At 64.0% G+C, this 24266-nt stretch carries 24 protein-coding genes; 9 read left to right on the forward strand and 15 right to left on the reverse strand.

Translation table 11 applies throughout. The annotated features are described in order from the left end of the window. Window positions 1-14: 14 nt before the first annotated feature. The 14 genes from LIX93_RS18965 to cbiE form a co-directional block, all read right to left on the reverse strand. Window positions 15-320, reverse strand: a complete 306-nt coding sequence (locus tag LIX93_RS18965; RefSeq protein ID WP_226505586.1) for an urease subunit beta — start codon at window positions 318-320, stop codon at window positions 15-17. Continuing rightward, the gene (locus LIX93_RS18970; RefSeq protein ID WP_226505587.1) at window positions 317-853 is read right to left on the reverse strand and encodes a GNAT family N-acetyltransferase; all 537 of its coding nucleotides are present in this window, start codon (window positions 851-853) and stop codon (window positions 317-319) included. The genes LIX93_RS18965 and LIX93_RS18970 overlap by 4 nt, the downstream gene beginning before the upstream one ends. Before the next feature lie 4 nt (window positions 854-857). Further along, the gene (locus LIX93_RS18975; protein WP_226505588.1) at window positions 858-1391 is read right to left on the reverse strand and encodes a GNAT family N-acetyltransferase; all 534 of its coding nucleotides are present in this window, start codon (window positions 1389-1391) and stop codon (window positions 858-860) included. Window positions 1392-1400: 9 nt separating this feature from the next. Then, entirely contained in the window at window positions 1401-1703 is a 303-nt protein-coding gene (locus LIX93_RS18980) for an urease subunit gamma (RefSeq protein ID WP_226505589.1), read from the reverse strand. Window positions 1704-1842: 139 nt separating this feature from the next. Continuing rightward, entirely contained in the window at window positions 1843-2682 is an 840-nt protein-coding gene (locus LIX93_RS18985) for an urease accessory protein UreD (RefSeq protein WP_226505590.1), read from the reverse strand. A 45-nt stretch (window positions 2683-2727) separates the two neighbouring features. After that, entirely contained in the window at window positions 2728-3426 is a 699-nt protein-coding gene (urtE, locus tag LIX93_RS18990) for an urea ABC transporter ATP-binding subunit UrtE (RefSeq protein ID WP_226505591.1), read from the reverse strand. Window positions 3427-3787: 361 nt separating this feature from the next. Continuing rightward, window positions 3788-4648, reverse strand: coding sequence for an urea ABC transporter ATP-binding protein UrtD (gene urtD, locus LIX93_RS18995; protein ID WP_226505592.1), 861 nt, complete (start codon window positions 4646-4648; stop codon window positions 3788-3790). After that, the gene (gene urtC / locus LIX93_RS19000) at window positions 4645-5724 is read right to left on the reverse strand and encodes an urea ABC transporter permease subunit UrtC (protein WP_226505593.1); all 1080 of its coding nucleotides are present in this window, start codon (window positions 5722-5724) and stop codon (window positions 4645-4647) included. The genes urtD and urtC overlap by 4 nt, the downstream gene beginning before the upstream one ends. After that, entirely contained in the window at window positions 5724-7295 is a 1572-nt protein-coding gene (gene urtB, locus LIX93_RS19005) for an urea ABC transporter permease subunit UrtB (RefSeq protein ID WP_226505594.1), read from the reverse strand. Before urtB ends, urtC begins: the two co-directional genes overlap by 1 nt. A 193-nt stretch (window positions 7296-7488) precedes the next feature. Then, entirely contained in the window at window positions 7489-8754 is a 1266-nt protein-coding gene (urtA, locus tag LIX93_RS19010) for an urea ABC transporter substrate-binding protein (RefSeq protein WP_226505595.1), read from the reverse strand. A 350-nt stretch (window positions 8755-9104) separates the two neighbouring features. Next, window positions 9105-9548, reverse strand: a complete 444-nt coding sequence (locus LIX93_RS19015; protein WP_226505662.1) for a copper chaperone PCu(A)C — start codon at window positions 9546-9548, stop codon at window positions 9105-9107. Window positions 9549-9779: 231 nt separating this feature from the next. Next, window positions 9780-10505 (reverse strand): cobalt-precorrin-6A reductase, encoded by a 726-nt coding sequence (locus tag LIX93_RS19020; protein WP_226505596.1) that lies wholly within the window; start codon window positions 10503-10505, stop codon window positions 9780-9782. Next, complete coding sequence (locus tag LIX93_RS19025; protein WP_226505663.1) at window positions 10502-11599, reverse strand: cobalt-precorrin-5B (C(1))-methyltransferase; 1098 nt, start codon at window positions 11597-11599, stop codon at window positions 10502-10504. The genes LIX93_RS19020 and LIX93_RS19025 overlap by 4 nt, the downstream gene beginning before the upstream one ends. Then, entirely contained in the window at window positions 11592-12803 is a 1212-nt protein-coding gene (gene cbiE / locus LIX93_RS19030; RefSeq protein ID WP_226505597.1) for a precorrin-6y C5,15-methyltransferase (decarboxylating) subunit CbiE, read from the reverse strand. The genes LIX93_RS19025 and cbiE overlap by 8 nt, the downstream gene beginning before the upstream one ends. A gap of 143 nt (window positions 12804-12946) precedes the next feature. Between cbiE and cobG the strand changes: the two genes are divergently transcribed. The 9 genes from cobG to LIX93_RS19075 all read left to right on the forward strand — a co-directional run bounded on the left by cobG (window position 12947) and on the right by LIX93_RS19075 (window position 21439). Further along, a complete protein-coding gene (gene cobG, locus LIX93_RS19035) occupies window positions 12947-14251 on the forward strand; it encodes a precorrin-3B synthase (RefSeq protein WP_275948756.1) in 1305 nt (434 codons plus the stop codon). Then, on the forward strand, window positions 14244-14870 hold the full coding sequence (locus tag LIX93_RS19040) for a precorrin-8X methylmutase (RefSeq protein ID WP_226505599.1): 627 nt from the start codon (window positions 14244-14246) through the stop codon (window positions 14868-14870). Before cobG ends, LIX93_RS19040 begins: the two co-directional genes overlap by 8 nt. After that, the gene (locus LIX93_RS19045; RefSeq protein WP_226505600.1) at window positions 14867-15613 is read left to right on the forward strand and encodes a precorrin-2 C(20)-methyltransferase; all 747 of its coding nucleotides are present in this window, start codon (window positions 14867-14869) and stop codon (window positions 15611-15613) included. The genes LIX93_RS19040 and LIX93_RS19045 overlap by 4 nt, the downstream gene beginning before the upstream one ends. Then, entirely contained in the window at window positions 15613-17298 is a 1686-nt protein-coding gene (gene cobJ / locus LIX93_RS19050; RefSeq protein WP_226505601.1) for a precorrin-3B C(17)-methyltransferase, read from the forward strand. Before LIX93_RS19045 ends, cobJ begins: the two co-directional genes overlap by 1 nt. A 116-nt stretch (window positions 17299-17414) precedes the next feature. Next, window positions 17415-18191 (forward strand): hypothetical protein, encoded by a 777-nt coding sequence (locus tag LIX93_RS19055; protein WP_226505602.1) that lies wholly within the window; start codon window positions 17415-17417, stop codon window positions 18189-18191. 63 nt (window positions 18192-18254) lie between these two features. Continuing rightward, complete coding sequence (locus tag LIX93_RS19060; RefSeq protein ID WP_226505603.1) at window positions 18255-18905, forward strand: hypothetical protein; 651 nt, start codon at window positions 18255-18257, stop codon at window positions 18903-18905. A gap of 79 nt (window positions 18906-18984) precedes the next feature. Continuing rightward, window positions 18985-19797, forward strand: coding sequence for a hypothetical protein (locus tag LIX93_RS19065; RefSeq protein WP_226505604.1), 813 nt, complete (start codon window positions 18985-18987; stop codon window positions 19795-19797). A 65-nt stretch (window positions 19798-19862) separates the two neighbouring features. Further along, window positions 19863-20672, forward strand: coding sequence for a hypothetical protein (locus LIX93_RS19070; protein WP_226505605.1), 810 nt, complete (start codon window positions 19863-19865; stop codon window positions 20670-20672). Further along, window positions 20669-21439: a hypothetical protein gene (locus LIX93_RS19075; RefSeq protein WP_226505606.1), complete on the forward strand. Its 771-nt coding sequence runs from the start codon at window positions 20669-20671 to the stop codon at window positions 21437-21439. The genes LIX93_RS19070 and LIX93_RS19075 overlap by 4 nt, the downstream gene beginning before the upstream one ends. Before the next feature lie 3 nt (window positions 21440-21442). On the opposite strand, the gene LIX93_RS19080 is transcribed toward LIX93_RS19075, so the two are convergent. Continuing rightward, complete coding sequence (locus LIX93_RS19080; RefSeq protein ID WP_226505607.1) at window positions 21443-24217, reverse strand: hybrid sensor histidine kinase/response regulator; 2775 nt, start codon at window positions 24215-24217, stop codon at window positions 21443-21445. Between the last annotated feature and the right edge of the window lie 49 nt (window positions 24218-24266).

Raw genomic sequence — 24266 nt, forward strand, 5'->3', positions numbered from 1 at the left:
GCTCGCAGCTGCTCCTATAGGCTGCCCATGATCCGCCCGGCAAAGCCGTAGACCTTGCGCAGCCCGGCCAGGTCGACCAGCTCCACTTCGCGGCTCTGGCCTGGCTCGAAGCGCACGGCGGTGCCGGCGGGGATGTTCAGGCGCATGCCACGGGTCGCGGCGCGGTCGAATGTCAGCGCATCGTTGGTTTCGAAAAAATGATAGTGCGAGCCGACCTGGATCGGGCGGTCGCCGCTGTTGGCCACACTCAGGCTGAGGGTACGGCGGCCGACGTTGAGTTCGATGTCGCCGGGCTGGATCTGGTATTCGCCAGGAATCATGCGGGCAATCCTTGAAGAAGTTTGTAATAGAGGGCGGTATTGATCAGGGTGCCGTCCGGCCGCCCCGCATAGTCGGGGATTTCGCCGACGCGGGTGTATCCGGCTGCCTTGTAGAAGGCTTCTGCGGGGGAGCGGGCTTCGGTGTCGAGGAACAACAGGCTCAGACCTTTCTGGCGAGCGACGAGCTCGGCGCCGTTCATCAACTGAGTCGCCAGGCCGTGACGCTGAAAGTCCATGTGCACCAGCAGTTTTTGCACCTCGGCGCGGTGGCGGCCGTTGGCTTTATTGCAGGGCGCCAGTTGCACGCTGGCCAGCACTCGTTCGTTGTGCACCACCACCCACAGCAGGCGCTCGGCGCTTTCGAGCTGGCCCTTGAGCTCGCTCAGGTAAGCGACCCCCTGGGCCCGGTCGAAATCCTTCAGAAAGCCTATCGACGCGCCCTGTCGCACCGCGTCTTCGAGCAATTCGTACAGGCCCTGCTGATAGTGAGCAAAGCCTTCAACGGTAACGCGACGCAACTGGGCAGCATTCATGGACTTACTCCGAGGGACTCGCAGAAGGTTGAGCACCGGGGTTGAGGATCAACTGCATGAAGGTCAGGTCGAGCCAGCGCCCGAACTTGGTGCCGACCTGGGGCATCTGCCCGTTGATCGTGAAACCCAGGCGTTGGTGCAAACGAACGGACGCCGCATTGCCGCTTTCGATGGCGGCGACCATCACGTGTTTGTCGCAGGCCCTGGCGCGCTCGATCAGCGCGTTCATCAACTGCGGGCCGATACCCTGGCCGCGCTGGTCGTCGCGGATATACACCGAGTGCTCGACGGTGTGGCGAAAACCCTCAAAAGGCCGCCAGTCACCGAATGAAGCGTAGCCGACCGGGCTGTTTTGGGCGTCGATCGCCACCAGGATCGGGTAGCCCTGGGCCTGGCGCGCGCTGAACCAGGCCTGGCGGTTGCCGAGGTCGACCGGTTGTTCGTTCCAGATCGCCGTGGTGTTGAGCACCGCGTCGTTGTAGATGTCGCGAATGGCCGGCAGGTCGGCGTGCACCGCGTCGCGTATGAGCAAGGACATGCGAGGGCCTCAGGCAATGGGTTGGTGCACGGTGACGAGCTTGGTGCCATCCGGGAAGGTGGCTTCGACCTGGATCTCGGGGATCATCTCCGGGATGCCTTCCATCACTTGTTCGCGGCTCAGCAGCGTGGTGCCGTAGTGCATGAGCTCGGCGACCGTCTGGCCATCGCGGGCACCTTCCAGCAGGGCTGCGGAGATGAACGCCATGGCCTCCGGATAGTTGAGCTTGAGGCCGCGCGCCAGCCGCCGCTCGGCGACGAGGCCGGCGGTGAAGATGAGCATCTTGTCTTTTTCGCGGGGGGTCAGGTCCATGGGGTATCCGTTGTTGAAAGTGTTGGAATGTGGGGTGTTGCCGATGGCCCCTTGGCGGGCCAGTCTTGCTTCCACAGATGGTGCAATCCTGTGGGAGCAAGACTTGCCTGCGAAGGCGTCATACCGCCATAAGTCGCCATCAGGTGCTCCATATTCGGGGGGCCAGCGCTTCGCGGCCGAGCAGGGCGGGACGCAGCAGGGTCCATAACGCGATCAACCAGTCGCGGGCATGCAGGGCCTCGCTGGCCAGGCAGCGCGCCACCAGCAGGTCCGGCAACTGGGTCAGGTCGCCGCGCACCTTGCTGGGCAGCTCGCGGCAACGTTGCAACAGTTCGGGGTCGAGCGTGCCGGTGATCAACAGTGTGGCAAACACCGGCTGACCGTCCAGGCCGATGGGCGAATCGAGCAAGCCGTCATCGCCGCTGACGCGTTGGCGTTCGTGCCACAGGGCGCGGCCGTCGCGACGAATGTCCAGACGCGATTGAAAGTGGCCACGATCGAAGCGCTCGCCGGCGGCCGGTCGACCCAGCGCGACCACGTCCCAGTACAGCAGGCGGGCATCGCCTTCGAGCTCGATCACGGTCTGCAACTCGGCCTGGGCGGCGCTGTAGACGATGGTCTCCTGAGGCATCCATTCCAGGGTCGCGCCGGCGGCGACGTGCAATTTCAGCTGTTGATAGGCCGGCCCGGCGGCGCGATACCATTTGGCCGCGCCGGGGCTGGTCAATTGGGCCCAGGCGTTGGTGCCGACGCTGGCGGTGATGTCGAGGCGATCGCCACCGGCAATGCCCCCCGGCGGATGCACGATGATGTGCTGGCACACCTCGGGGCCTTCTGCGTACAGGTGCTTCTGCACCCGCAGCGGGCCCTTGTGGCGGCGCAATACCGGCCGGGTGCTGGCGCCGAAACGGGCATAGCCCAGCTCGAGTTCAGCGTGCCAGCTGGGGGTATAGAGGACAGAGGAAACGGGTAAATTCATGGGCTTTCGTACAGGGCTCTGGTCAAGGGACGCTCGTCAGGCAGATTAGATGGTTACCAGGCCGCGTACACCCTCGGCCTCCATGTTTTCGCCGCGGCCCTGCTGGACGATTTCGCCACGGGACATCACCAGGTACTGGTCGGCCAGTTCGGCGGCGAAGTCATAGAACTGCTCGACCAGCAGAATAGCCATGTCACCCTTGGCCGCAAGCTTCTTGATCACCGCGCCGATCTCTTTGATCACCGACGGTTGGATACCTTCGGTGGGTTCGTCCAGGATCAGCAAGCGCGGGCGGCTGGCCAGGGCCCTGCCGATAGCCAGCTGTTGCTGCTGGCCACCGGACAGATCGCCACCGCGGCGGTGCTTCATCTGCAGCAGTACGGGGAAGAGCTCGTAGATAAAGGCCGGGACTTCCTTGGCTTCGCTGCCGGGGAAGCGCGACAGACCCATCAGCAGGTTTTCCTCGACGGTCAAACGGCCGAAAATCTCCCGGCCCTGAGGCACATAGGCGATGCCGGCGTGCACACGCTGGTGCGGTTTGAAACCGGTGATGGCCTTGCCTTCCCAGTTGACGCTGCCGTCCTTGGCCGGGATCAGCCCCATCAGGCATTTGAGCAGGGTGGTCTTGCCCACGCCGTTACGGCCCAGCAGGCAGGTGACTTCGCCGACTTTCACCTCGAAGCTCAGGCCGCGCAGGATGTGGCTACCGCCGTAGTATTGGTGCAGGGTGTCGACTTGCAGCATGGTGGTGACTCTCCTGAATTTTTGTCCGGCTGGTCCGGCCTCTTCGCGAGCAAGCTTCGCTCCCACAGAGTCCGCCGCACCTGAGGCGTACACCTGTGGGAGCATGGTGGTGACTCTCCTGAATTTTTGTCCGGCTGGTCCGGCCTCTTCGCGAGCAAGCTTCGCTCCCACAGGGTCCGCCGCACCTGAGACGTACACCTGTGGGAGCATGGTGGTGACTCTCCTGAATTTTTGTCCGGCTGGTCCGGCCTCTTCGCGAGCAAGCTTCGCTCCCACAGAGTCCGCCGCACCTGAGACGTACAACTGTGGGAGCGAGGCTTGCCCGCGAAGGGGCCATTTGCCATGCCCCATAGCATGGGGATCACCGCCCCAGATAAACCTCGATGACCCGCTCGTCCGCCTGCACGTCTTCCAGCGAACCCTCGGCCAGCACGCTGCCTTGATGCAGCACGGTGACGTGGTCGGCGATCGAGCCGACGAAGCCCATGTCGTGCTCCACCACCATCAGCGAATGCTGCCCGGCGAGGGTCTTGAACAGTTCGGCGGTGAATTCGGTTTCCGCATCGGTCATGCCCGCCACCGGCTCGTCGAGCAGCAGCAGTTGCGGATCCTGGACCAGCAGCATGCCGATCTCCAGAAACTGCTTCTGGCCGTGGGACAGCAACCCCGCCGGGCGCTCCACCGAGGCGCTCAGGCGGATGGTCTCCAGTACCTGATCGATGCGGTCGCGTTGCTCGCCAGTCAGGCGCGCCCGCAGGCTGGCCCACACCGACTTGTTGGTCTTCTGCGCCAGTTCGAGGTTCTCGAACACGGTGAGCGCCTCGAATACGGTCGGTTTCTGGAACTTGCGGCCGATACCGGCCTGGGCGATCTGCACTTCGCTCATGGTGGTCAGGTCCATGGTTTCACCGAACCAGGCCTTGCCATGGGAGGGGCGAGTCTTGCCGGTGATCACATCCATCAGCGTGGTCTTGCCGGCGCCGTTGGGGCCGATGATGCAGCGCAGTTCGCCGACGCCTATATACAGGTTGAGGTTGTTCAGCGCCTTGAAGCCATCGAAGCTGACGCTGATGTCCTCCAGGGTAAGGATGGTCCCGTGGCGGGTATCCAGGCCCTTGCCGGCGCTGGACCCCAGGCCGATGGCATCACGGCTGGTGCCTTCATCGGAGTTCGGATCAATGGCCGGTTCGAGCATGAACTGCGTGGTAGGTGGCGTTCTCATTGTTCGCTCCTTTTCTTCAGCAGGCCGATCACGCCTTTAGGCAGATACAGGGTGACGATGATGAACAGCGCGCCCAGAAAGAACAGCCAGTACTCGGGAAAGGCCACGGTGAACCAGCTCTTCATGCCGTTGACCACGCCAGCGCCCAGCAGCGGCCCGATCAGCGTGCCGCGGCCTCCCAGCGCCACCCATACGGCGGCCTCGATGGAGTTGGTCGGCGACATCTCGCTGGGGTTGATGATGCCCACCTGCGGCACATACAGCGCCCCGGCCAGGCCGCACAGCACGGCACTCAACACCCACACGAACAGCTTGAAGCCGCGCGGATCGTAACCGCAGAACATCAGGCGGTTCTCGGCGTCACGCAAGGCGGTCAGCACGCGGCCGAACTTGCTCCGTGCCAAGCGAAAACCCAGCCACAGGCTCACCACCAACAGCGCCACGGTGAGCAGGAACAACACCGCGCGAGTGCCTTGGGAGGTGATCTCGAAACCGAGGATGCTGCGAAAGTTGGTAAAACCGTTGTTACCGCCAAAACCCGTCTCGTTGCGGAAGAACAGCAGCATGCCGGCAAAGGTCAACGCCTGGGTCATGATCGAGAAATACACGCCCTTGATCCGCGAGCGGAAGGCGAAGAAACCGAACACCAGCGCCAGCAAACCCGGCGCCAGCACCACCAGACACAGGGCCCAGAGGAAGTGCTCGGTGCCGACCCAGTACCAAGGCAGTTCGCTCCACGACAAAAACGTCATGAACGCCGGCAGGCCATCGCCGGCCGCCTGGCGCATCAGGTACATGCCCATCGCGTAGCCGCCGAGGGCGAAGAATAGCCCGTGGCCCAAGGACAACAGCCCCGCGTAACCCCAGACCAGATCCAGTGCCAGGGCGACGATGGCGTAGCACAGGATTTTGCCGACCAGCGTGAGGGTATAGGCCGACACCTGCAGGCCGTTGCTGGCCGGCAGCAGCGACAACAGCGGCAACGCCAGCAGCACCAGCAGGATCACCGCGCCAATGACGAGGGTGACCTTGGGGCCGGCTTTTTGCGCGGCGGTGAGCATCAGTGGCTGGTTCATCAGTCGATCACCCGTCCTTTGAGCGCGAAGAGGCCTTGCGGACGCTTCTGGATAAACAGAATGATCAGCGCCAGGATGAGAATCTTGCCCAGCACGGCGCCGATCTGCGGTTCGAGGATCTTGTTGGCGATGCCCAGGCCGAAGGCCGCCGAGACGCTACCGGCCAGTTGCCCGACTCCGCCGAGGACCACCACCAGGAAGGAGTCGATGATGTAGCTCTGACCGAGGTCCGGACCGACGTTGCCGATCTGGCTCAGGGCCACGCCGCCCAGCCCGGCGATGCCCGAGCCGAGGCCGAAGGCGAGCATGTCGACGCGCCCGGTGGGCACGCCGCAGCAGGCCGCCATGTTGCGGTTCTGGGTGACGGCGCGCACGTTGAGGCCCAGGCGGGTCTTGTTCAGCAGCAGCCAGGTCAGCACCACCACCGCCAGGGCGAAGGCGATGATGACGATGCGGTTGTACGGCAGCACCAGGTTGGGCAGCACCTGGATGCCGCCGGACAGCCATTCGGGGTTGGCGACTTCGACGTTCTGCGCGCCGAAGGCCAGGCGCACGGCCTGGATCAGCATCAGGCTGATGCCCCAGGTGGCCAACAGGGTTTCCAGCGGCCGCCCGTAGAGGTGGCGGATGACCGTGCGCTCCAGGGCCATGCCGATGGCTGCGGTGACGAAGAACGCCACCGGCAGGGCGATCAGCGGGTAGAACTCGATGGCGCCCGGGGCGAAGCGCTGGAACAGAATCTGCACCACATAGGTGGAGTAGGCGCCGAGCATGAGCATTTCGCCGTGGGCCATGTTGATGACGCCCAGCAGGCCGAAGGTGATCGCCAGGCCGAGAGCGGCCAGCAGCAGGATCGAGCCTAGGGAGATACCACTGAACGCCTGGCCGAGCAGGTCGCCGATCATCAATTGACGTTTGACCTGGGTCAGGCTGGTTTCGGCGGCGGTGCGCACGCCAGCATCAGCCTCGACGCCGGGGGCGAGGATGTCTTCGAGGCGAGTCTTGGCCAGGGGATCACCGGTGTCGCCCAGCAGGCGCACGGCGGCCAGACGCACGGCGGGGTTGGGGTCGACCAGTTGCAGGTTGGCGAGGGCCAGGCCCAGGGCGGTTTTGACCTTGTTGTCTTTTTCGCCGGCGAACTGGTGGTCGAGGATGGTCAACTGCGCCGGTTGCGCACTCTTCTGCAACTGTTGGGCAGCGGCCAGGCGCAGGGTGGCGTCGGTAGCGAACAGTTGGTGGGCGGCCACGGCGTTTTCTACCAGGCCGCGCAGGCGGTTGTTCAGGCGCAGTTTGCGCACGGGTTCGACGGCGGCGGCGCTGCCATCGAGGGGGGAATAGGTGTCGTTGCTGTCAACGAAAGGGTGTTTGTCGGCATCGGCTGCCACGCTCCCTGCCTGCAAGGCCAGGAGCAACTCGGTGCGCTCGGGTACCGGCTGGGCGGCCCAGGTTTCCAGCAGCCTGGCCTGGCCGGAAGAGTCGGCAGCGACGAAGTCACTGGCGTCGTTGGCCTGTGCGGTGAAGGGCAGCAGCAAAGCCAGTGCGACGATGAGGCGACGGAGGGTGGTGGGCATATCGGTGTCCTGTGCAGCGATGCGGTCCAACGATCCTGAAGCACTGCGCACGGCCCTCGTGGGAGCGGGCGTTGCCCGCGAAGGCGCCAGTGGCAGCGCCTTGAATCAGCAAGTCTTACGGTGATCTTGCTGACGTCTTTGCGGGCAGAGCCCGCTCCCACAGGGTTGGCAGTGTTTGTGGAGAGCGGTCGTCTTAGTTGCTCTTCACTGGATGATCCGGCTTCTTGTCGTTGCCAGGGATGTACGGGCTCCACGGCTGGGCGCGGATCGGCTCCTTGGTCTGCCACACCACGTTGAACTGACCGTCATCCTGGATCTCGCCGATCATCACCGGCTTGTGCAGGTGGTGGTTGGTCTTGTCCATGGTCAAGGTGTAGCCCGATGGCGCGGCGAAAGTCTGCCCGGCCATGGCGTCACGGACCTTGTCGACCTCGAACGATTTGGCTTTCTCGGCGGCCTGGGCCCACATATGGATACCCACGTAGGTGGCTTCCATCGGGTCATTGGTCACGGCCTTGTCGGCGCCCGGCAGGTTGTGCGCCTTGGCGTAGGCTTTCCAGTCGGCGACGAATTTCTTGTTGACCGGGTTCTCGACCGACTGGAAGTAGTTCCAGGCCGCCAGGTTGCCGACCAGTGGCTTGGTGTCGATGCCGCGCAGTTCTTCTTCGCCCACCGAGAAGGCCACGACCGGTACGTCGGTGGCTTTCAGGCCCTGGTTGGCCAGTTCCTTGTAGAACGGCACGTTGGAGTCACCGTTGACCGTGGAGATCACAGCGGTCTTGCCGCCGGCGGAGAATTTCTTGATGTTCGAAACGATGGTCTGGTAGTCGGCGTGGCCGAACGGGGTGTAGACCTCTTCGATGTCGCTGTCCTTCACGCCTTTGGAGTGCAGGAACGAGCGCAGAATCTTGTTGGTGGTGCGCGGGTAGACGTAGTCGGTGCCCAGCAGGAAGAAGCGCTTGGCCGCGCCGCCGTCTTCGCTCATCAGGTATTCCACCGCAGGAATCGCCTGCTGGTTGGGCGCAGCGCCGGTGTAGAACACGTTTGGCGACATCTCTTCGCCTTCGTATTGCACGGGGTAGAACAGCAGGCCGTTGAGTTCTTCGAAAACGGGCAGTACCGATTTGCGCGATACCGATGTCCAGCAGCCGAACACCACCGCGACCTTGTCCTGGGTCAGCAACTGGCGGGCTTTCTCAGCGAACAGCGGCCAGTTGGAGGCGGGGTCGACGATCACCGGTTCGAGCATCTTGCCGTTCACGCCGCCTTTGGCGTTGATCTCGGCGATGGTCATCAGCGCCATGTCCTTGAGGGAGGTCTCGGAAATGGCCATGGTGCCCGACAGCGAGTGCAGGATGCCGACCTTGATGGTCTCGGCGGCCTGGGCGGTCCAGGTCAATCCCATGGCGGCGATGGATGCCGTCAACGTAAAAGCCTTGATCAAGCTGCGACGCTTCATTGTGCAATCTCCATGTACGTGCGTTTTTTTAGTGGGGCAGATGGCGATTCGGTGAAAGCTGCACAGAGTGCTAGCAAAGGCTGTGCCTAACCGGTTGCGGCGCGCTGGTATAAGGCTGGCAGGGCAGAGGATGATGGGCGTCTTGCGCTGTATTGGTGCGTGTTTTAGCGAGGGGTGCGTGGGGTGGGGCTAATCTGGTGCGCAGTTGCTGACCGATCGGTCAGGTCTTGAGCGTTTCTTCTATGGGGCTGTTTGCTGGATTTGAAAGCCTCGTCGCGAGCGCAGGTGTGCACCTGTGGGAGCAACGGTGCGCGTTCGACGGCGAAGAGGCCTGTACGGACGAGCGGATGCTAAGGCGCAGCGCGGCTGATCGGTACGTCGACCGTCACATCACCGGCTTTTTCGAAGTGCAGGGTCAGCGGAAAATGCTCACCTTCAGCGCGAGGCGCATCATCGCGCAGATCCAGCAGCATGACGTGATAACTCATGGGGGCGAACACTGCGTCCTCTTCAGGGTTGATCTGCAGCGAATCGAGTTGCTGCATCTTCATCATCCCGTCCTGGTGCAGGTGCTGATGCAACTGGGCCGATCCGGCAATTGGCGTGTCGACACTGACCAACCGATCGGGGAATGTGCCGTGGTTGCTGATCACGAAATACGCTGCCACGGTGGGAGCACTGGGCGGCAGCGCCTGGGACCAGGGGGACTGCACGGTGATGTCGCCGACCGGGTAATCCTTGGCGCTGGCCAGTGCGCAGGTGAACAGCAGGGCAAGGCAGGTGAGCCGGGTCATCAGGCGCCAAGTGAGGTGCATTGTGAGCGTCCTTGATCAGGGAATGGGCGCCATATTAGCCAGATGGCGGGGTGGAAGTAAAAAGGCTGATGGGGCGGGCTTGCTGGTGGGGGTTTGCTGCTTCAGGTATGCAAGACTTGAGGGCCTCTTCGCCGCCGAACGCGCACCCTGGCTCCCACAAAAGCACGGCACCTGTAGGAGCAAGGCTAGCCCGCGAAGTGGCCGGTAAGTTCACCCCAAATGCTGGGGCAGTCGTTCGATCAACTCGGCGACACTATCAAATTCTCGATCGACCGCCGGCAGCAGCGGCCGAGCTTGCAGCAACACTGGCATATGACGTTCCCGGGCCACCTGCAATTTAGGTTCGGTGGCGCTGCTGCCGCTGTTCTTGCTGATCAACACGTCAAAGTCGTTGGCCGCAAACAGTGCGCGTTCTTCATCCAGACGAAACGGCCCCCGCGCGCCGATGACGTGGCAACGGCTGTTGCCAGAGTGCTCGTCCAGCGTGCGCAGGGTCCAGAACTGCCCAGCGGGAATCTCGTGCAGATACTCCAGCGGCTCGCGGCCCAATGTGAAGAACGGCCGCTTGAAGGGCCGCAACGCGACGGTCAATTCGCGCCAATCGGCGAAGGTCCGCCAGTCGTCATTCACCTGCGGTTGCCAGCCGGCACGGCGCAGTGCCCAGCACTCGATCCCCGCCTGGCTCGCCGCAACGCTGGCGTGAGTGCTCATCTGTGCGGCGTAAGGGTGGGTGGCGTCGATCAGCAGGGTGATGCCTTCACTGCGGATGAAGGCCGCCAGCCCGTCTGCGCCGCCGTAACCACCGACCCGCACCTGGCAGGTCAAGTCGGTGGGTACGCGACCGATCCCGGCCAGGCTGTAGAGATGCTGCGGGCCCAGGGTGCGGGCGATGGCGAGGGCTTCGGTGACGCCGCCGAGCAGCAGTACCCGCTTCATACCGCCACCCCAGCGGTCCCGACGATGCCGCCCTGGCGATCGATGGCGAATACCTCGACCTGCACACTGGCAGGCACCACGCTGCAGGCGAAGGCGCGGGCATGACGGCACACCTCGTCACCCAGGGCGATGCCCGCAGCGCTGGCCATCGCCAAGGCCTGCTGGCTCGTATTGGCCGCGCGTATCGCCTGTTGCAGCGCGTCGTCGGCGCCGATCGCGGCAGCCCACTGTGCCAACTGCGGCAGGTCGATGCTCGAATGGCGGCTGTGCAGATCCATATGTCCGGCCGCCAGTTTGCTGATCTTGCCGAAGCCACCGCACAGGCTGAGCTTGGCGACCGGCACCTTGCGCAGGTGCTTGAGCACGGCACCGACGAAGTCGCCCATCTCGATCAGGGCGATGTCGGGCATCTGATAGACCCGGCGCATGGTGTCCTCGCTGGCGTTGCCGGTGCAGGCGGCGATATGGCGGTAGCCATTGGTGCTGGCGACATCGATGCCCTGATGGATCGAGGCGATGTAGGCCGCGCAGGAAAACGGCCGGACGATGCCGCTGGTGCCGAGGATCGACAAGCCACCGAGAATACCCAGGCGCGGGTTCATGGTCTTCAGGGCCAGGGCGGCGCCGTCCTTGACGTTAAGGGTGATTTCGAAGCCGCCGCCATAACCGCATTCGGCGGCCAGACGCGTCAGGTGTTCGCTCATCATCCGCCGTGGCACCGGATTCACGGCCGGCTCGCCGACGTCCAGTACCAGCCCTGGGCGGGTCACCGTGCCGACGCCTTCACCCGCGACGAAGATCACGCCGGGCACTTCGAGCAGACGCACCCGGCTGAACAGCAAGGCGCCGTGGGTGACGTCCGGATCGTCGCCAGCATCCTTGATCGTGCCGGCTTCAGCGCCGTCATCCAGCAAGCGGCAGAACTCAAGGCGCATCGTCACGTGCTTGCCCTTGGGCAACACGATATCGACGGCATCCAGCGCTTCGCCCAGCAGCAGCAAGCGCGCGGCCGCCAGGCTGGTGGCGGTGGCGCAGCTGCCGGTGGTCAAGCCGCTGCGCAGCGGCGCCGGTTGCTCGGCGGTTTCGTCACGCATCATGGCTTTTGGTCAGGTCGAGCACGGTGATGGGCAGCGCCTGGCGCCAGGTGTCGAACTCGCCCAGCGGTTGCGCCTGAGCGATGTGCAGGCGGGTCAGGTCGCCGCCGTATTGAGCGCGCCACTGCATCAGCGCCGCTTCGCTCTGCAAGGTGACCGCATTGGCCACCAATCGCCCGCCAGGCTTGAGTGCGGCCCAGCAGGTTTCAAATACACCCGTGCGGGTCACACCGCCACCGATGAAGATCGCATCCGGCGCCTCCAGGTCGTGCAGCGCATCGGGCGCTCGGCCACGGACCAGTTGCAGGCCCGGCACGCCGAGGGCATCGCGGTTGTGTTCGATAAACGCCTGACGGCCTGCATCGGCCTCGATCGCCAGCGCGCGACAGCTGGGGTGGGCGCGCATCCATTCGATGCCGATGGAGCCGCAGCCGGCACCGACGTCCCACAGCAGCTCGCCCGGCTGCGGGGCCAGGCGGGCAAGGGTCACGGCGCGGATGTCGCGCTTGGTCAACTGGCCGTCATGGCGGAAGGCATCGTCGGACAGGCCGGCCAGGCGCGAGCGGCGCGGCGCGGTAATGGTCGCGCGGCAATCGATGGCGACCACATTGAGATCGGCGGCCAATTCATCGCCCCAATCTGCAGCCCAGGCGTTGTAGCGTTTTTCCAGCGGCCCGCCGAGATGTTCGAGCACGGTCATCTGGCTGGGGCCGAAGTGCTGGTCGCGCAGCAACGCGGCGATCGCCCGCGGGCTGCTGCCATCGTTGCTCAGCACCAAGAGGCGCACGCCGTTGGCCAAGTGTGCCGTGAGTGCACTCAGTGGCCGGGCGACGACTGAAATAATCTGGGTGTCTTGCAGCGGCCAGCCCAGGCGGGCGGCAGCCAGGGTGCAGGAAGACGGCGCTGGCAGCGTCAGCATCTGCTCGGCTGGCACCTGGCGCGCGAGGCTGGCGCCGACGCCGAACAGCATCGGATCGCCGCTGGCCAGCACACACACGGGCTCGCCCTTGAGCGCCAATACCGGCGCGAGGCTGAAGGGCGACGGCCAGTCCATACGCTCGGCACGCAGGCAGTGGGGCAGCAATTGCAGTTGCCTCGGTGCGCCGACAATGCGCGTGGCGCCCAGCAAAGCGCGCCGTGCCTGCTTGCCCAGGCCGGCAAAGCCGTCTTCACCGATCCCCACCACGGTCAGCCAGGGCAACATGAATATTCCTCATAGCGTTCAATTCCGACGGGCAGACTTTTCATGCTGTCGGCCAAAGCAGGCATAATACCGCGCCTTCACCCGCGAAGCGCTTTTTGACGAATTTGGGTATTCCTTTGCACGCGCCATCCCCGGCCCGCCCACTGCTGCCTGCTGTACGCCCCTCGGCCTGTCCGGGGTTGCTGCGTATCGTCCAGGCGCTGGATGGCGGTATCTGCCGCATCAAGCTGCCCGGCGGCCTGCTGACGGCAGATCAGGCCGACGCCGTGGCGCTGGCGGCGCGGGCGTATGCTGGCGGGGTGATCGAAGCCACCAATCGCGCCAATCTGCAGATTCGCGGCATTGTCGCTGAACATGGGGCGATGGTCGAAGCGCTATTGGCGGCGGGGCTCGGCCCCCGCCAGGCGGCTGGCGATGACGTGCGCAACGTGCTGCTGAGCCCGGCCGCCGGGCTCGACCGCCAGCAGTTGCTGGATGTCAGGCCGCTGGCCGCACAGCTGCTTGCCAGCCTCGAGCAGGAACCACGCTTGCACGCCTTGTCGGCCAAGTTCGCGATCCAGCTCGACGGCGGCGAAGCGCTGGCGATGCTCGAGCATCATCACGATGTGTGGCTCTCGCCGGTGATGATCGCGGGGGCGAGCTGGATGGCCTTCGGGCTCGCCGGTTGTCCGGGCCATGACCCGGCGCTGGGCGCCGTGCCGGCGATCAACGCGCATGCCTTGGTGCTGGCGGTGCTGGATGCCTTTCTGGCTCGTGCGACGCCTGAGCAGCATCGTCTGCGCGATCTGCTCACGGGCCCCGGCGCCACCGGGTTCGTGGCGGATCTGTCGGCCCGCCACCCTGACCTTGGTATCCGTACCGTGGCCTTTGACCGTGCGCCAACCACGGCAACGCCGATCGGTGTGCACGCTCAGCGCCAGCCTGGCCACTGCCTGGTCGTTGCTGGCGCCGCGCTTGGTCGCCTCGACGCGGAGCAGCTGCGCGGCGCCGCAGACCTGGCCCGGCGCCTGGGCGACGGCACCCTGCGCATCACCCCGTGGCAGGGCCTGTTGCTGCCCGCAATAGCCAGCGCCGATGCCGCATCGGTGCAGCGATCACTGGCAGCGCTGGGCTGGCTGGTTGACCCGGCGCAACCGCTGGCCGCGCTGATCGCCTGCACCGGCTCGAGTGGTTGCGCCAGGGGCCTGGCCGACACCAAGGCCGATGCACAGCTTCTGGCGGCCACCTTGCACAACCCCGCCGCCGTGCACCTGAGCGGTTGCGCGCGCTCGTGCGCCGCCGCCCATGTAGCGCCGGCTACCCTGTTGGCCGTGGGCAACGGCTACTACGATCTTTATTTGCGCGATGCGACGCGGCCCGGTTTCGGCGCGTTGCAGGCCACCCATATCACTGTGCAGGAAGCTGGCGCCTTGCTGGATGCCCGCTTACGGAGCAATACCCATGATTGATTACATCCGCGACGGTCAGGAGATCTATCGCAACTCCTTCGCCATCATCCGCGCCGAAGCCGACCTGAGTGGCATTCCGAGCGATCTCGAAAAACTCGCCGTGCGGGTGATCCACGCTTGCGGCATGGTCGAAGTGGTGGCGGATCTGCGTTTTTCGCCAGGCGCCGGCAAGGCCGGGCGTGATGCCATCGCGGCGGGCGCACCGATCCTGTGCGATGCGCGGATGGTTGCCGAGGGCATCACCCGCGCGCGGTTGCCGGCCAACAACGAGGTGATCTGCACCCTCAAGGACGATAGCGTGCCCGAACTGGCCCGAGAGCTTGGCAATACACGCTCGGCGGCGGCCTTGGAACTGTGGCGTCCGCACCTGGCCGGCAGTGTGGTAGTGATCGGCAACGCCCCCACGGCGCTGTTCTATCTGCTGGAGATGATCGACGCCGGCGCACCCAAACCGGCGCTGATCCTGGGCTTCCCGGTGGGCTTTGTCGGTGCGGCGGAATCCAAGGCCATGCTCGCCGCCGACAGCCGCGGCGTGCCCTTCGTGGTGGTCAATGGCCGCCGCGGTGGCAGCGCCATGGCCGCCGCCGCCGTCAACGCCCTGGCCACGGAGGTCGAATGATGTCGGGTGATGTCGTCAAGCGCGGTCGCTTGCTGGGGCTGGGCGTCGGCCCGGGCGATCCGGAGCTGATCACGGTCAAGGCCCTGCGCCTGCTGCGTGAGTCTCCGGTGATTGGCTATTTCGTCGCCAAGGGCAAAAAGGGCAACGCCTTCGGCATCATCGAAGGCCACTTGCAGCCGGCTCAAACGTTGCTGCCGCTGGTGTACCCGGTGACTACCGAAGCACTGCCCGCGCCGCTGTCCTACGAGCAGGTCATCAGTGATTTCTACGACCAGGCCAGCGCTCAGGTGGCCGCGCATCTGGATGCTGGTCGCGATGTGGCGGTGATCTGTGAGGGTGATCCGTTTTTCTATGGCTCGTACATGTACCTGCATGATCGTCTGGCTGAGCGCTACGACGCCGAGGTGATCCCTGGGGTCTGCTCGATGCTCGGTGGCGCTTCGGTGCTGGGAGCGCCGCTGGTGTATCGCAATCAGAGCCTGTCGGTGCTCTCCGGCGTGCTGCCCCATGACGATCTCAAGCGCCGCCTGGCCGATGCCGACGCGGCAGTGATCATGAAGCTGGGGCGCAATTTCCCCAAGGTGCGCGCAGTGCTCGCCGAGTTGGGCATGGCCGGGCGGGCGCTGTATGTCGAGCGCGCGACCATGGCCAATCAGAAGATCGTCGCGCTGGACGAGGTCGATCCAATGTCGTCGCCGTACTTCTCGCTGATCATCGTGCCGGGTGAACGGTGGCAGGGGTGATGGCGCCTGCGATCGTCATTCTGGGCGCTGGCGCGCTGGCGACGGCGCAGCGTCTGCAAGGGCTTTATCCACAGGCGCGAATTCATGGGCTGGCCGGGCGCGTCGACGACGCCGACGTAGCGTACAGCGATTTCGGCGCCACCCTGCGCGCGCTGTATCAGAGCGATACGCCGATCATCGCCTTGTGCGCGGCGGGTATCGTCATCCGCAGCCTGGCCGGCGTGTTGCTGGAAAAGGGCGCCGAGCCGCCGGTGCTGGCCGTTGCCGAAGACGCCAGCGCGGTGGTGCCGCTGCTCGGTGGGCTGGCGGGGGTCAATGTCATGGCGCGGGCGATCGCCGAGCACCTGCAGGTCAATGCCGCGATCACCACCAGCGGCGAACTGCGCTTTGGCACCTGTCTGCTCAATCCGCCCGAGGGCTACGCGCTGGAGGATCTGGGGCAGGGCAAGCGTTTCGTGTCCGATCTGCTGGCGGGTGAGTCGGTGAGGGTCGAGGGCGAGGCGCCCTGGCTGGCTGAAGCGCGGCTGCCGCTGGATGACCAGGCACGCCTGACCATCCGCGTGGCCAGCCAGGCGCACGCACCGGCGGCGGATGAACTGTTGATCTATCCGCGCAACGTGTTGGTGGCGGTGAGTGCCGACGCCGAGGATATCGTTGCGACGGTCACCCAGGCCCTGCAGGCGGCCGGCCTGGCGAGGCCGGCCTTGGCGTGCCTGCTGGCCGCTGAAACGCAGATGGCCGACGTGGCATTGCAGGGCGCCGCGCAGACGCTGGGTGTGCCGCTGCGCTTTGCCGGCGGTGCAACCCCGCGCGCGTTGGTCGAGCAGGCGCTGGGCCTCGAGCCTATGCAGGTCGGTGCGCATTGCGCCGTGGGTGTCGCCGCGCTGCCGATCGAGCTCGCTACCGTCGGCCGGTCGCGCGGGCGGCTGGCGGTCATCGGCCTGGGGCCAGGCGCCGCCGAGCTGATGGTGCCTGCGGTCAAGGCCGAGCTGGCGCGTGCTGACGATATCCTCGGCTACGAAACCTATGTGCGTATGGCGGGGCCCTTCCGTGCCGATCAGGTGCTGCATTGCACCGATAATCGCGAAGAAATGCAGCGCGCCCGGCATGCGTTCGAGCTGGCCGCGCAGGGCCGCTCGGTGGTGGTAGTGTCGTCGGGTGATCCCGGGGTGTTCGCCATGGCTGCGGCGGTGCTCGAAGCGCTGCATGAAGCGGGTCGCCCGGACTGGCATCAGGTCGATCTGCAGATGCTGCCGGGGGTGTCCGCCTCGTTGGCGACGGCCGCGCTGGCCGGTGCGCCGCTGGGGCATGATTTCTGCGTGATGTCGCTGTCGGATAATCTCAAGCCGTGGTCGATCATCGAGACGCGTCTGGAGCTGGCCTGTCAGGCCGATCTGGCGCTGGCCTTCTACAACCCGATCTCCAAGGCGCGGCCGCTGCAACTGGGTAAGGCGCTGGACATCGTCCGTCGCCATCGCGCGCCGCACACGCCGGTGACACTGGGCCGGGATGTCGGGCGGCCGGGGCAGCGTTTGAGTATCACGACGCTGGGCGAGCTGACGGTGGATCAAGTCGACTCGCGGACCATGGTGCTGGTCGGCTCGTCGACCACCTGCACCTTCGCCAAGGCCGATGGCGGACAGTGGGTCTACACCCCGCGCTGGTACCCGCACAAGCCGGGATGAATTGCCTGACAGGGAAGTCCTTACCGATTCATCGGTGAGGCCGACCCTTATACCTTGAGGTTGCCGCGCTGCAAGGCGCTGCTCACTGCTCAACTACCTCAAGGATTCGACTCATCATGGATATTCAAGAACGCGTACAACTGCTCTCCAACCTCGACGTCGTAGTACCGGCCGCTCCTGCGGTGGTCATGGGCCGCAGCGTCGTTGCGCCAGAGCCGATCAAAGGCACCGGTGAGTGTGGCTTGATCGTTGGTTCGGCCATGCATGGCTGCATCGACGGCCTGACCGTTGCCAACAAGTATGCTGTGGTCAATTCGCAGTTGCTGGCCGAGCGCGCTGCCAGCGCCAAGTTCGATAACGAGACGCAGCCCAAGGAGTGGTTCAAGCGTTATCTGGACGTCCTGCGTATCTGCGGCTGGACCACTCAAGGCAGCGAATTCAACACCTACAGCAGTGCTCAGGTAGACGAGACTGTCGAGCAAGTCACCCTGTCGATCATCCGTTCGCTGGGCGGCGGCAATAGCAAAGCCTACTGCCGTGTCATTGCCGGCTCGTTCGGCGCGCTGCGCGCCAACGCCCGGGTCAGCAGCCGCTTTCATGCCTCCACCACCAAGACCGGTTCGGCCAAGTTCCGCATCCTGCCGTGCATGCAAACTGCGGACGAGCACGTGGTCATGGTACTGACGTCGATGCAGGCCGCGACCAAGGACGGGCACATCGAGAGCCAGACGCCGGGCCGCTTCTGGGAGCGCACTGTGCATCAGACCGACATCCGCTACGCGGCCGCCGAGTGCATGCTCAACATGCAGGTCTACAACGGCGCCAAGGCGCAGATCGAGAAGAAGCTGGCAGGTAATACCGCGAACCTGATCGACGCGCTCGATCTGGATTGATGCTTTCGTACCAGCCCGGTGAACCATCGGGCTGGTGACGTTATGACAGCTTTGGAATTGCCTATGTCTGATGAAGCGCTACATGCCGAGGCAGTCGGGTCGGTGATCCTCCTGACGCACCACGGTCGGTCTGACTCCTCCGTGCTCGATATACGTCCTGCCTTGCTGGCCGCTCATTTGAGTGCCGCCAAGTTGCATAGCGATACTCACGAGCTGCATTGGAAGGGTGAATTCCATCGCGTGCTGGGTTTGCTGGGCTGTCGCCAGACTTCCCATACCCACCATGATGGCCTAAGTTTTAGCCGAGCGGGCTGGGTGGTTCATGATCTTTTGAGGATCGGCATCGCCAAACAGCTCCCAGTGGCCATGCGCCGCCCTGTCCGGCAGGCGTTGGCGACGGTCGCTGCAGCGCCCGATAGCTCCCCAGGTCTGCAGGTATTGCATGCCAACAGCTGGCGTGGCACTGCACTGGACCTGCAGGTGGTGTTGCTTGAAACAGCTGGCCGCCTGATTACATTTGGCATCGGCTTTCAGAGCCCCGAGCCTGTTCCCGAGAGATGGCTCAGCCATCACTTCAACGCAACTCGTGGCAAAGCCTTTGTTTACACGTGGACCACCACGTCGATATTTTCCCGCGAGTTATACGAACCATTCGCACAGGGCCTGAAAATTCGGCTGGGCGATCGCCTCCATACACACATCGCTGCATTCTAGCGGGGCGCGTGCGCCAGCCGGAATGGGCTTTCATACGCGAAATCATGACGATTCGCGTTTTTCTACAAGGAATTTTCTTATGCAATTCGCACCTGTCTCTCTGTCCCAAATGAAAGATCAGTTGGCCCAGCTTGAAGCTTACGAGCTACCTCAGGCCCCGGCGCCCGTCGCTACGTCGCGATCGTCAATGGGCGCCCGCAGTTTTGCCGCAGGGACTACCAGCCCGGACGCGGCGGTCGTTTGCAATGGTGTAGTTTCGTTCGTCAGCGGCATGAGCGAACAGAACAAGGCGGATGTGCGCAACAGCTACCTGTACGCCAGCCTGGTGGCTTCCAAGCAATTCCCGAAGGAAGAGGATGGCGCCAAGTGGTACGAGCTGTTTGCCAAGGTGATGAACGAATTGGGTTGGACCTTCATCAACAAGCGTTACTCGCGCTTCAGCTCCCAGGACACGTCGCTGAGTATGGATCAGGTAGGCCTGCAGGTCATCGGTTCGCTGGTGGCCAGCGCGGCGTTGCCCGGTGCCATCGGGCCAGCCCTGTTGAAAGCGGCGGGTACGGCGTTGGATGGTCTGAAAAAAACCGGCAATGAAAAACCGATCAACCTGTTCAATCGCAACGCCAGCAAGCCTGGTGGCGGCCAGTTCACGTTGAGTGCCTGTGCCGAAGACGATGAGGGCGAAGTGATCATGGCCTTCGGCGCCGTTCACTGTCAGTCCGCAGACAGCAAGGGCAGCGTGCTGTTCGTCAACTGGAACAACGCGTCTTCGCAAATCTATACCGGCGATGCACGCATGGTGCTCAACCCGCTGGTTTACACCATGGCACGAGACCTGGTGCTCAAGCGCCTGGGGCAGAACATCGAGTCGGCGATCGCCAATTACGAAATTTGACTGATTCGGCCAGACACGCAGCCGCTTACCGGGCTGCTGCGTGCCTGGATGCCCGAGGAAAACTTATGCCAGATGCAAACTACCAGGCGGTCATCAACGCCGGTTGCCTGTTATGGATGCCGACGATCAATGAGCAGGAATATCGTGACGTCATGACTTCGCTGCTTTACGTGCAGCTGGCCGCCAACAAGAAGCATCCATCCTTCACCGCGCCGGATCTGTGGCAGGAAGTCTTTATGGGGGCGCTCAAGCAGTTTGGCTGGGCGCCGCTGAAGGCGGGATATCGATCGCGTAGCGCCGACGCACATTTTCGCCTTGCTCAACTGATAGCCGCCGAGGACTTGCCCCTTACGCGCGGCCAACAGCAGGCAGGCGAACGCCTTTGTGCGTATGTGGCTTCGCTGCCTGGCACCGACAAGGCGTTGCAGGTATTGCAACGCAATATCGCCGGGTATGTGGGCATGGATGCGGTCGACGGCGGCGAAGCTGATGATAGCCACGCAGTGGATTTGCCTCGGCATTCGCTACCCGAGGTGGTCGCTGCAGAGCCCCAGGCGCCTGCGTCGGGACTGCGGGCGGCGCCTCGTCCGAGCCCGCATGCGGTGGTGGCGGTGCATGTCGGGATGATCCTGCCGGGGCGGCGAATCGAGTTGCTGACCGTGCAGTTCGCCACCCGTGAGCGCCTGGCCACGAACCTCTTCGAACAACAATTCGACGGCGCCAAGCTCATCGGCACTGTTCAGATCAAATCCTTCGTCGGCGAGCTTTCCGAGCTGCACTACGCATCATTTCGCGAGCGTCTGGAGAGCCTCGTGGGCGAGCACCGGGCCAGGGAAGTCGTCGAGCGGTTACCGTTTCAGGAGTACACAGCATGACTCGAACAATTCCCCCGGCACCCAGCCACGACGACACCCGCGCGATGATCGCGTCGCTGGCGCCCACGCAACGCCTGACCTCCCGCTCGGCAAGCCGCACGGATGACTGGGAAGCCTCGTTGCAGCGGGCAGTCGATGAAACCGACGTGGCGGTGCTGCCTAGCAGCCTGGTCGCGTTCAGCGCGCAGATCTCGCGACAGGACAAGCACGACATTCTCCTCTGTCATCAGTTGGTCCAGATACTCATGCGCGCCGCCCGGGAGCGTGAGGCCACGGACGATTGGTTTGCCTATTACAAAAGAAGGCTGGAGTTTCTCGGCTGGTACGAGCTGTACCTGCCCGATTCCGGAACATCCTCCAGTTATCTGCCTGCCGATGACATCAGCCCGGTGACGTTGCAGGCGGTCAAGGACATCGGCCTGCCCGGTAGCGGACTGCAAGCGCCAGCCCTGCAACGGCTGGAGCAGGACCAAGCGGCACAACGCGTGATGGTGCGCAATACGGTGGTCGGGCAATCGGCGGTGTACCGCTTCTTGCCGAGCATGACGGGGGCCAATGGCATGGTCGAAGCGTTGTTGTATCAGCGCCAGTTCCAGGATCAGCGCACGATGACCAAAGGCCGTTTTTTTTCGCAGATCACCACGACGCAACAGGTCGAGGAGCGCTTGGCGGTGATCGCGTTTCGTCCGGGGCATTTCGAACGACATCGGCAACAGGTGCTCGACACTCTGCGCCAACAGATCGAAACCCGGATCTATCCGTTGTAAGCGTCAGCCTTGCTGGATTTCGTCCTGGCGGGTATCGCGTTGCGCCACCCAGTGCTCGATCACCTCGCGCAACTGCGACAGCTCCACCGGCTTGGCCATGTGGCCATCCATGCCGGCCAGACGCGCGCGTTCCTTGTGCTCGCTGAGGATATGCGCGGTCAGGGCCACCACGGGGGTGCGCACTCGTTGATGGCCCATTTCCCAGGCACGCAGCTGCGCGGTGGCGCTGAAGCCGTCGAGGATGGGCATCTCGCAATCCATCAGCACCAGGTCGTAGCGCTGCGACTTCATGGCCAGCAAGGCTTCTTCGCCGTTGCTGGCGGTGTCGGGCTGCAGATTGAGCTTGCCGAGCATGCCGCGGATGACCTTGGTGGAAATGGTGTTGTCTTCGGCCACCAGAATGCGGAAGTCGTTCGGCACGTCAGGGGCCGGTGCTGCCGGCAGGTACGTCGCGAACTCGGGCGGCGGCGCGCTGTGGCGCTGCGCCAGTTCGTCGGCCAGGGTAGTGCGCAGCGTATAGCCGGCCACCGGCTTGGCAAGGATGCGTTTGATCCCGGCGTTGCGGGCGATGATCTTGCTGGGAGCGTTGCTGATACCGGTGAGCATGATCACCAGGATATCGTGGTTCAGGCTCGGGTCTTCCTTGATCTTGGCGGCCAGTTGCATGCCGGTCATGCCAGGCATGTTCTGGTCCAGCAGTACTACATCGAAGTAGTCGCGCAGATGCGCCTTGGTGCGCAGCAGGGCGAGGGCTTCCTTGCCTGAGGCTACGGCGCTGACGTTCAGGCCCCAGGCGCTGCACTGCTGCACCAGCACCTTGCGGCAGGTGTCGTTGTCGTCGACCACCAACACCCGCGCGTCGCGCAGCGAGGCATCCAGATCCGACGGCGCCTGCTCCAGGCGCAGTGGGTCCAGCGGCAGCGTCAGCCAGAAGGTACTGCCCTGCTGGCTGCCGGTCTTGATGCCGAACTCGCCTTGCATGAGCATGATCAACTGCCGCGCAATCACCAGCCCCAGGTGGCCGCCCAGCGTGTTGCTGGCCAGCAGGTCCTGGCTGCGCAGTTCGGTGTGCAGCAAGGCGTCGCGCTCGGCATCGGGTAGCGGCTCGCCACTGTCTTGCACGGCGATGCGCAGACGCGGTTGACCGGCGCGCTGATCGAGCGCCACCACCAGCAATACTTCGCCCTGTTCGGTCTTGCGCAGCGCGTTGTCGAGCAAACTGAGCAGGGCCTGGCGCAGGCGCGTCGGGTCGCCGCTGATCACCCGCGGGACCTGCGGCTGGGTAAAGCTGATGAGCTCGACGTTCTGCTGCTCGGCCTTGGCGCGGAAGATGTTCAGGCAGTCCTCGATCAGCGCATTGAGATCGAACTGCACGTCGTCGAGCTCGATCTGCCCGGATTCGATCTTGGAGATGTCGAGGATCTCGTTGATCAAGGTCAGCAGCTCATTACCGGCGCTGTGAATGGTCTGCACGTAATCGCGCTGGTTGACCGACAGCGGCGTGCCCAGGAGCAATTCGGTCATGCCCAGCACGCCATTCATAGGGGTACGGATTTCGTGGCTCAGGGAGGCGAGGAATTCGGCCTTGGCGTTGATTTCAGCGGTGCTGGCGGCGAGTTCGCGGCTGGCGCTCACCCGGTCCTCGTTGATGCTGCGCAGGCGCTCGCTCAGGGCCACGTTGAGAATGGTGCCGGAGATCACGGCGAAACCGACGAGGGTGAAGATCAGCCACTGCGTCGGGGTGCGGGTCAGGCCTAGCAGGGCAGGCACCACCACCAGGATGGCCAGATTGACCAGCAGCATGGCCAGGGTAAACAGCCGCGCCGGCCGGTAGCCCGCTTGCCAGTGCCAGGCCGCGATCAACAGCATGGTCACCGAGCCCATGCCGACGAAGCCGTAGGTCATGAGATTCATGGGCAGGGCATCAATGAACAGCAGCAACAGGCTGCCCACGCCAATCAGCAGTATTTGCGCGTACAGCAGCCGGGTCAGGGGCAGATGGCTGCGCGGAGTGAAAAAACGCTGAGTGAACATCAGCCCGCAGATCACCGCCAACAGCATGGTGACGTAGGCGGCGGGCGTTTGGGCCGGGCTCCATTTGAGCAACACTGGCGAGACCAGATTCATCAGCAGCATGCCGGTCAGCAACAGCATCAACTGACTGCCGGCCAGCCAGAACGAAGAGCTGGAGCGGCCGTAGCCGTAGCGGACCAGGTTGTGCAGCGCGATCATGAACAGTGCGCCGAACAGCAGGCCGAATAACATCGGCTCGCGCTGATCGCTGGCTGCGGCCAGCGCTGTTTCGAGGGTGATGCTGGGCCTGAGCTGATGTTCCGACACCATGCGCACATAGACGTCCAGCGGCCTCTGGCTGATCGGCAGGGCTAACAGGCGGTCGGTGCTGGTGGGGAAGGGGTCACCAGCGGCATGGGTACTGCCAGCCTGGCTCTGGCGGACCACAAAATCGCCATCGAGCACGTAGAGGTCGAGCTTGTTCAGGTCCGGGGCATAGATGCGCAGCAATTGCTGATCGTTGCCCGGCGCCAGGTGGTAATGCAACCACAACGCCTCGTCGGGCCGCGCGGCGTTCAGGTCGCGCAACTCGATGGGGCTGAATTCGTTTTGATAGCGTTGCGAACGAACGTCGCTTAACTGCAGGTTAGCCTGCCCATCGAGCAATACCGACCAGCCGCTGCTCTGTTCGGCATGCACCGAGCAGAGGCAGAGCATGGCCAGCAAGCTGACGATGAGAGTAATGGCGTTCCTGGGCCTGCGCACGGCGAAATCCCTTCGTGAGTAAATGCCTTTTGTAACTATGCGCGGCGCT

Origin of the sequence: Pseudomonas sp. MWU16-30317 (assembly GCF_020515695.1) — a bacterium.
Classification (GTDB): Bacteria; Pseudomonadota; Gammaproteobacteria; order Pseudomonadales; family Pseudomonadaceae; genus Aquipseudomonas.

What these genes read in the sequence shown, in the direction of transcription:
- LIX93_RS18965 (WP_226505586.1), bottom strand. Translation starts at nt 320, where the DNA reads ATGATTCCTGGCGAATACCAGATCCAGCCCGGCGACATCGAACTCAAC.
- LIX93_RS18970 (WP_226505587.1), bottom strand. Translation starts at nt 853, where the DNA reads ATGAATGCTGCCCAGTTGCGTCGCGTTACCGTTGAAGGCTTTGCTCAC.
- LIX93_RS18975 (WP_226505588.1), bottom strand. Translation starts at nt 1,391, where the DNA reads ATGTCCTTGCTCATACGCGACGCGGTGCACGCCGACCTGCCGGCCATT.
- LIX93_RS18980 (WP_226505589.1), bottom strand. Translation starts at nt 1,703, where the DNA reads ATGGACCTGACCCCCCGCGAAAAAGACAAGATGCTCATCTTCACCGCC.
- LIX93_RS18985 (WP_226505590.1), bottom strand. Translation starts at nt 2,682, where the DNA reads ATGAATTTACCCGTTTCCTCTGTCCTCTATACCCCCAGCTGGCACGCT.
- urtE (WP_226505591.1), bottom strand. Translation starts at nt 3,426, where the DNA reads ATGCTGCAAGTCGACACCCTGCACCAATACTACGGCGGTAGCCACATC.
- urtD (WP_226505592.1), bottom strand. Translation starts at nt 4,648, where the DNA reads ATGAGAACGCCACCTACCACGCAGTTCATGCTCGAACCGGCCATTGAT.
- urtC (WP_226505593.1), bottom strand. Translation starts at nt 5,724, where the DNA reads ATGAACCAGCCACTGATGCTCACCGCCGCGCAAAAAGCCGGCCCCAAG.
- urtB (WP_226505594.1), bottom strand. Translation starts at nt 7,295, where the DNA reads ATGCCCACCACCCTCCGTCGCCTCATCGTCGCACTGGCTTTGCTGCTG.
- urtA (WP_226505595.1), bottom strand. Translation starts at nt 8,754, where the DNA reads ATGAAGCGTCGCAGCTTGATCAAGGCTTTTACGTTGACGGCATCCATC.
- LIX93_RS19015 (WP_226505662.1), bottom strand. Translation starts at nt 9,548, where the DNA reads ATGACCCGGCTCACCTGCCTTGCCCTGCTGTTCACCTGCGCACTGGCC.
- LIX93_RS19020 (WP_226505596.1), bottom strand. Translation starts at nt 10,505, where the DNA reads ATGAAGCGGGTACTGCTGCTCGGCGGCGTCACCGAAGCCCTCGCCATC.
- LIX93_RS19025 (WP_226505663.1), bottom strand. Translation starts at nt 11,599, where the DNA reads ATGCGTGACGAAACCGCCGAGCAACCGGCGCCGCTGCGCAGCGGCTTG.
- cbiE (WP_226505597.1), bottom strand. Translation starts at nt 12,803, where the DNA reads ATGTTGCCCTGGCTGACCGTGGTGGGGATCGGTGAAGACGGCTTTGCC.
- LIX93_RS19040 (WP_226505599.1), top strand. Translation starts at nt 14,244, where the DNA reads ATGATTGATTACATCCGCGACGGTCAGGAGATCTATCGCAACTCCTTC.
- LIX93_RS19045 (WP_226505600.1), top strand. Translation starts at nt 14,867, where the DNA reads ATGATGTCGGGTGATGTCGTCAAGCGCGGTCGCTTGCTGGGGCTGGGC.
- cobJ (WP_226505601.1), top strand. Translation starts at nt 15,613, where the DNA reads ATGGCGCCTGCGATCGTCATTCTGGGCGCTGGCGCGCTGGCGACGGCG.
- LIX93_RS19055 (WP_226505602.1), top strand. Translation starts at nt 17,415, where the DNA reads ATGGATATTCAAGAACGCGTACAACTGCTCTCCAACCTCGACGTCGTA.
- LIX93_RS19060 (WP_226505603.1), top strand. Translation starts at nt 18,255, where the DNA reads ATGTCTGATGAAGCGCTACATGCCGAGGCAGTCGGGTCGGTGATCCTC.
- LIX93_RS19065 (WP_226505604.1), top strand. Translation starts at nt 18,985, where the DNA reads ATGCAATTCGCACCTGTCTCTCTGTCCCAAATGAAAGATCAGTTGGCC.
- LIX93_RS19070 (WP_226505605.1), top strand. Translation starts at nt 19,863, where the DNA reads ATGCCAGATGCAAACTACCAGGCGGTCATCAACGCCGGTTGCCTGTTA.
- LIX93_RS19075 (WP_226505606.1), top strand. Translation starts at nt 20,669, where the DNA reads ATGACTCGAACAATTCCCCCGGCACCCAGCCACGACGACACCCGCGCG.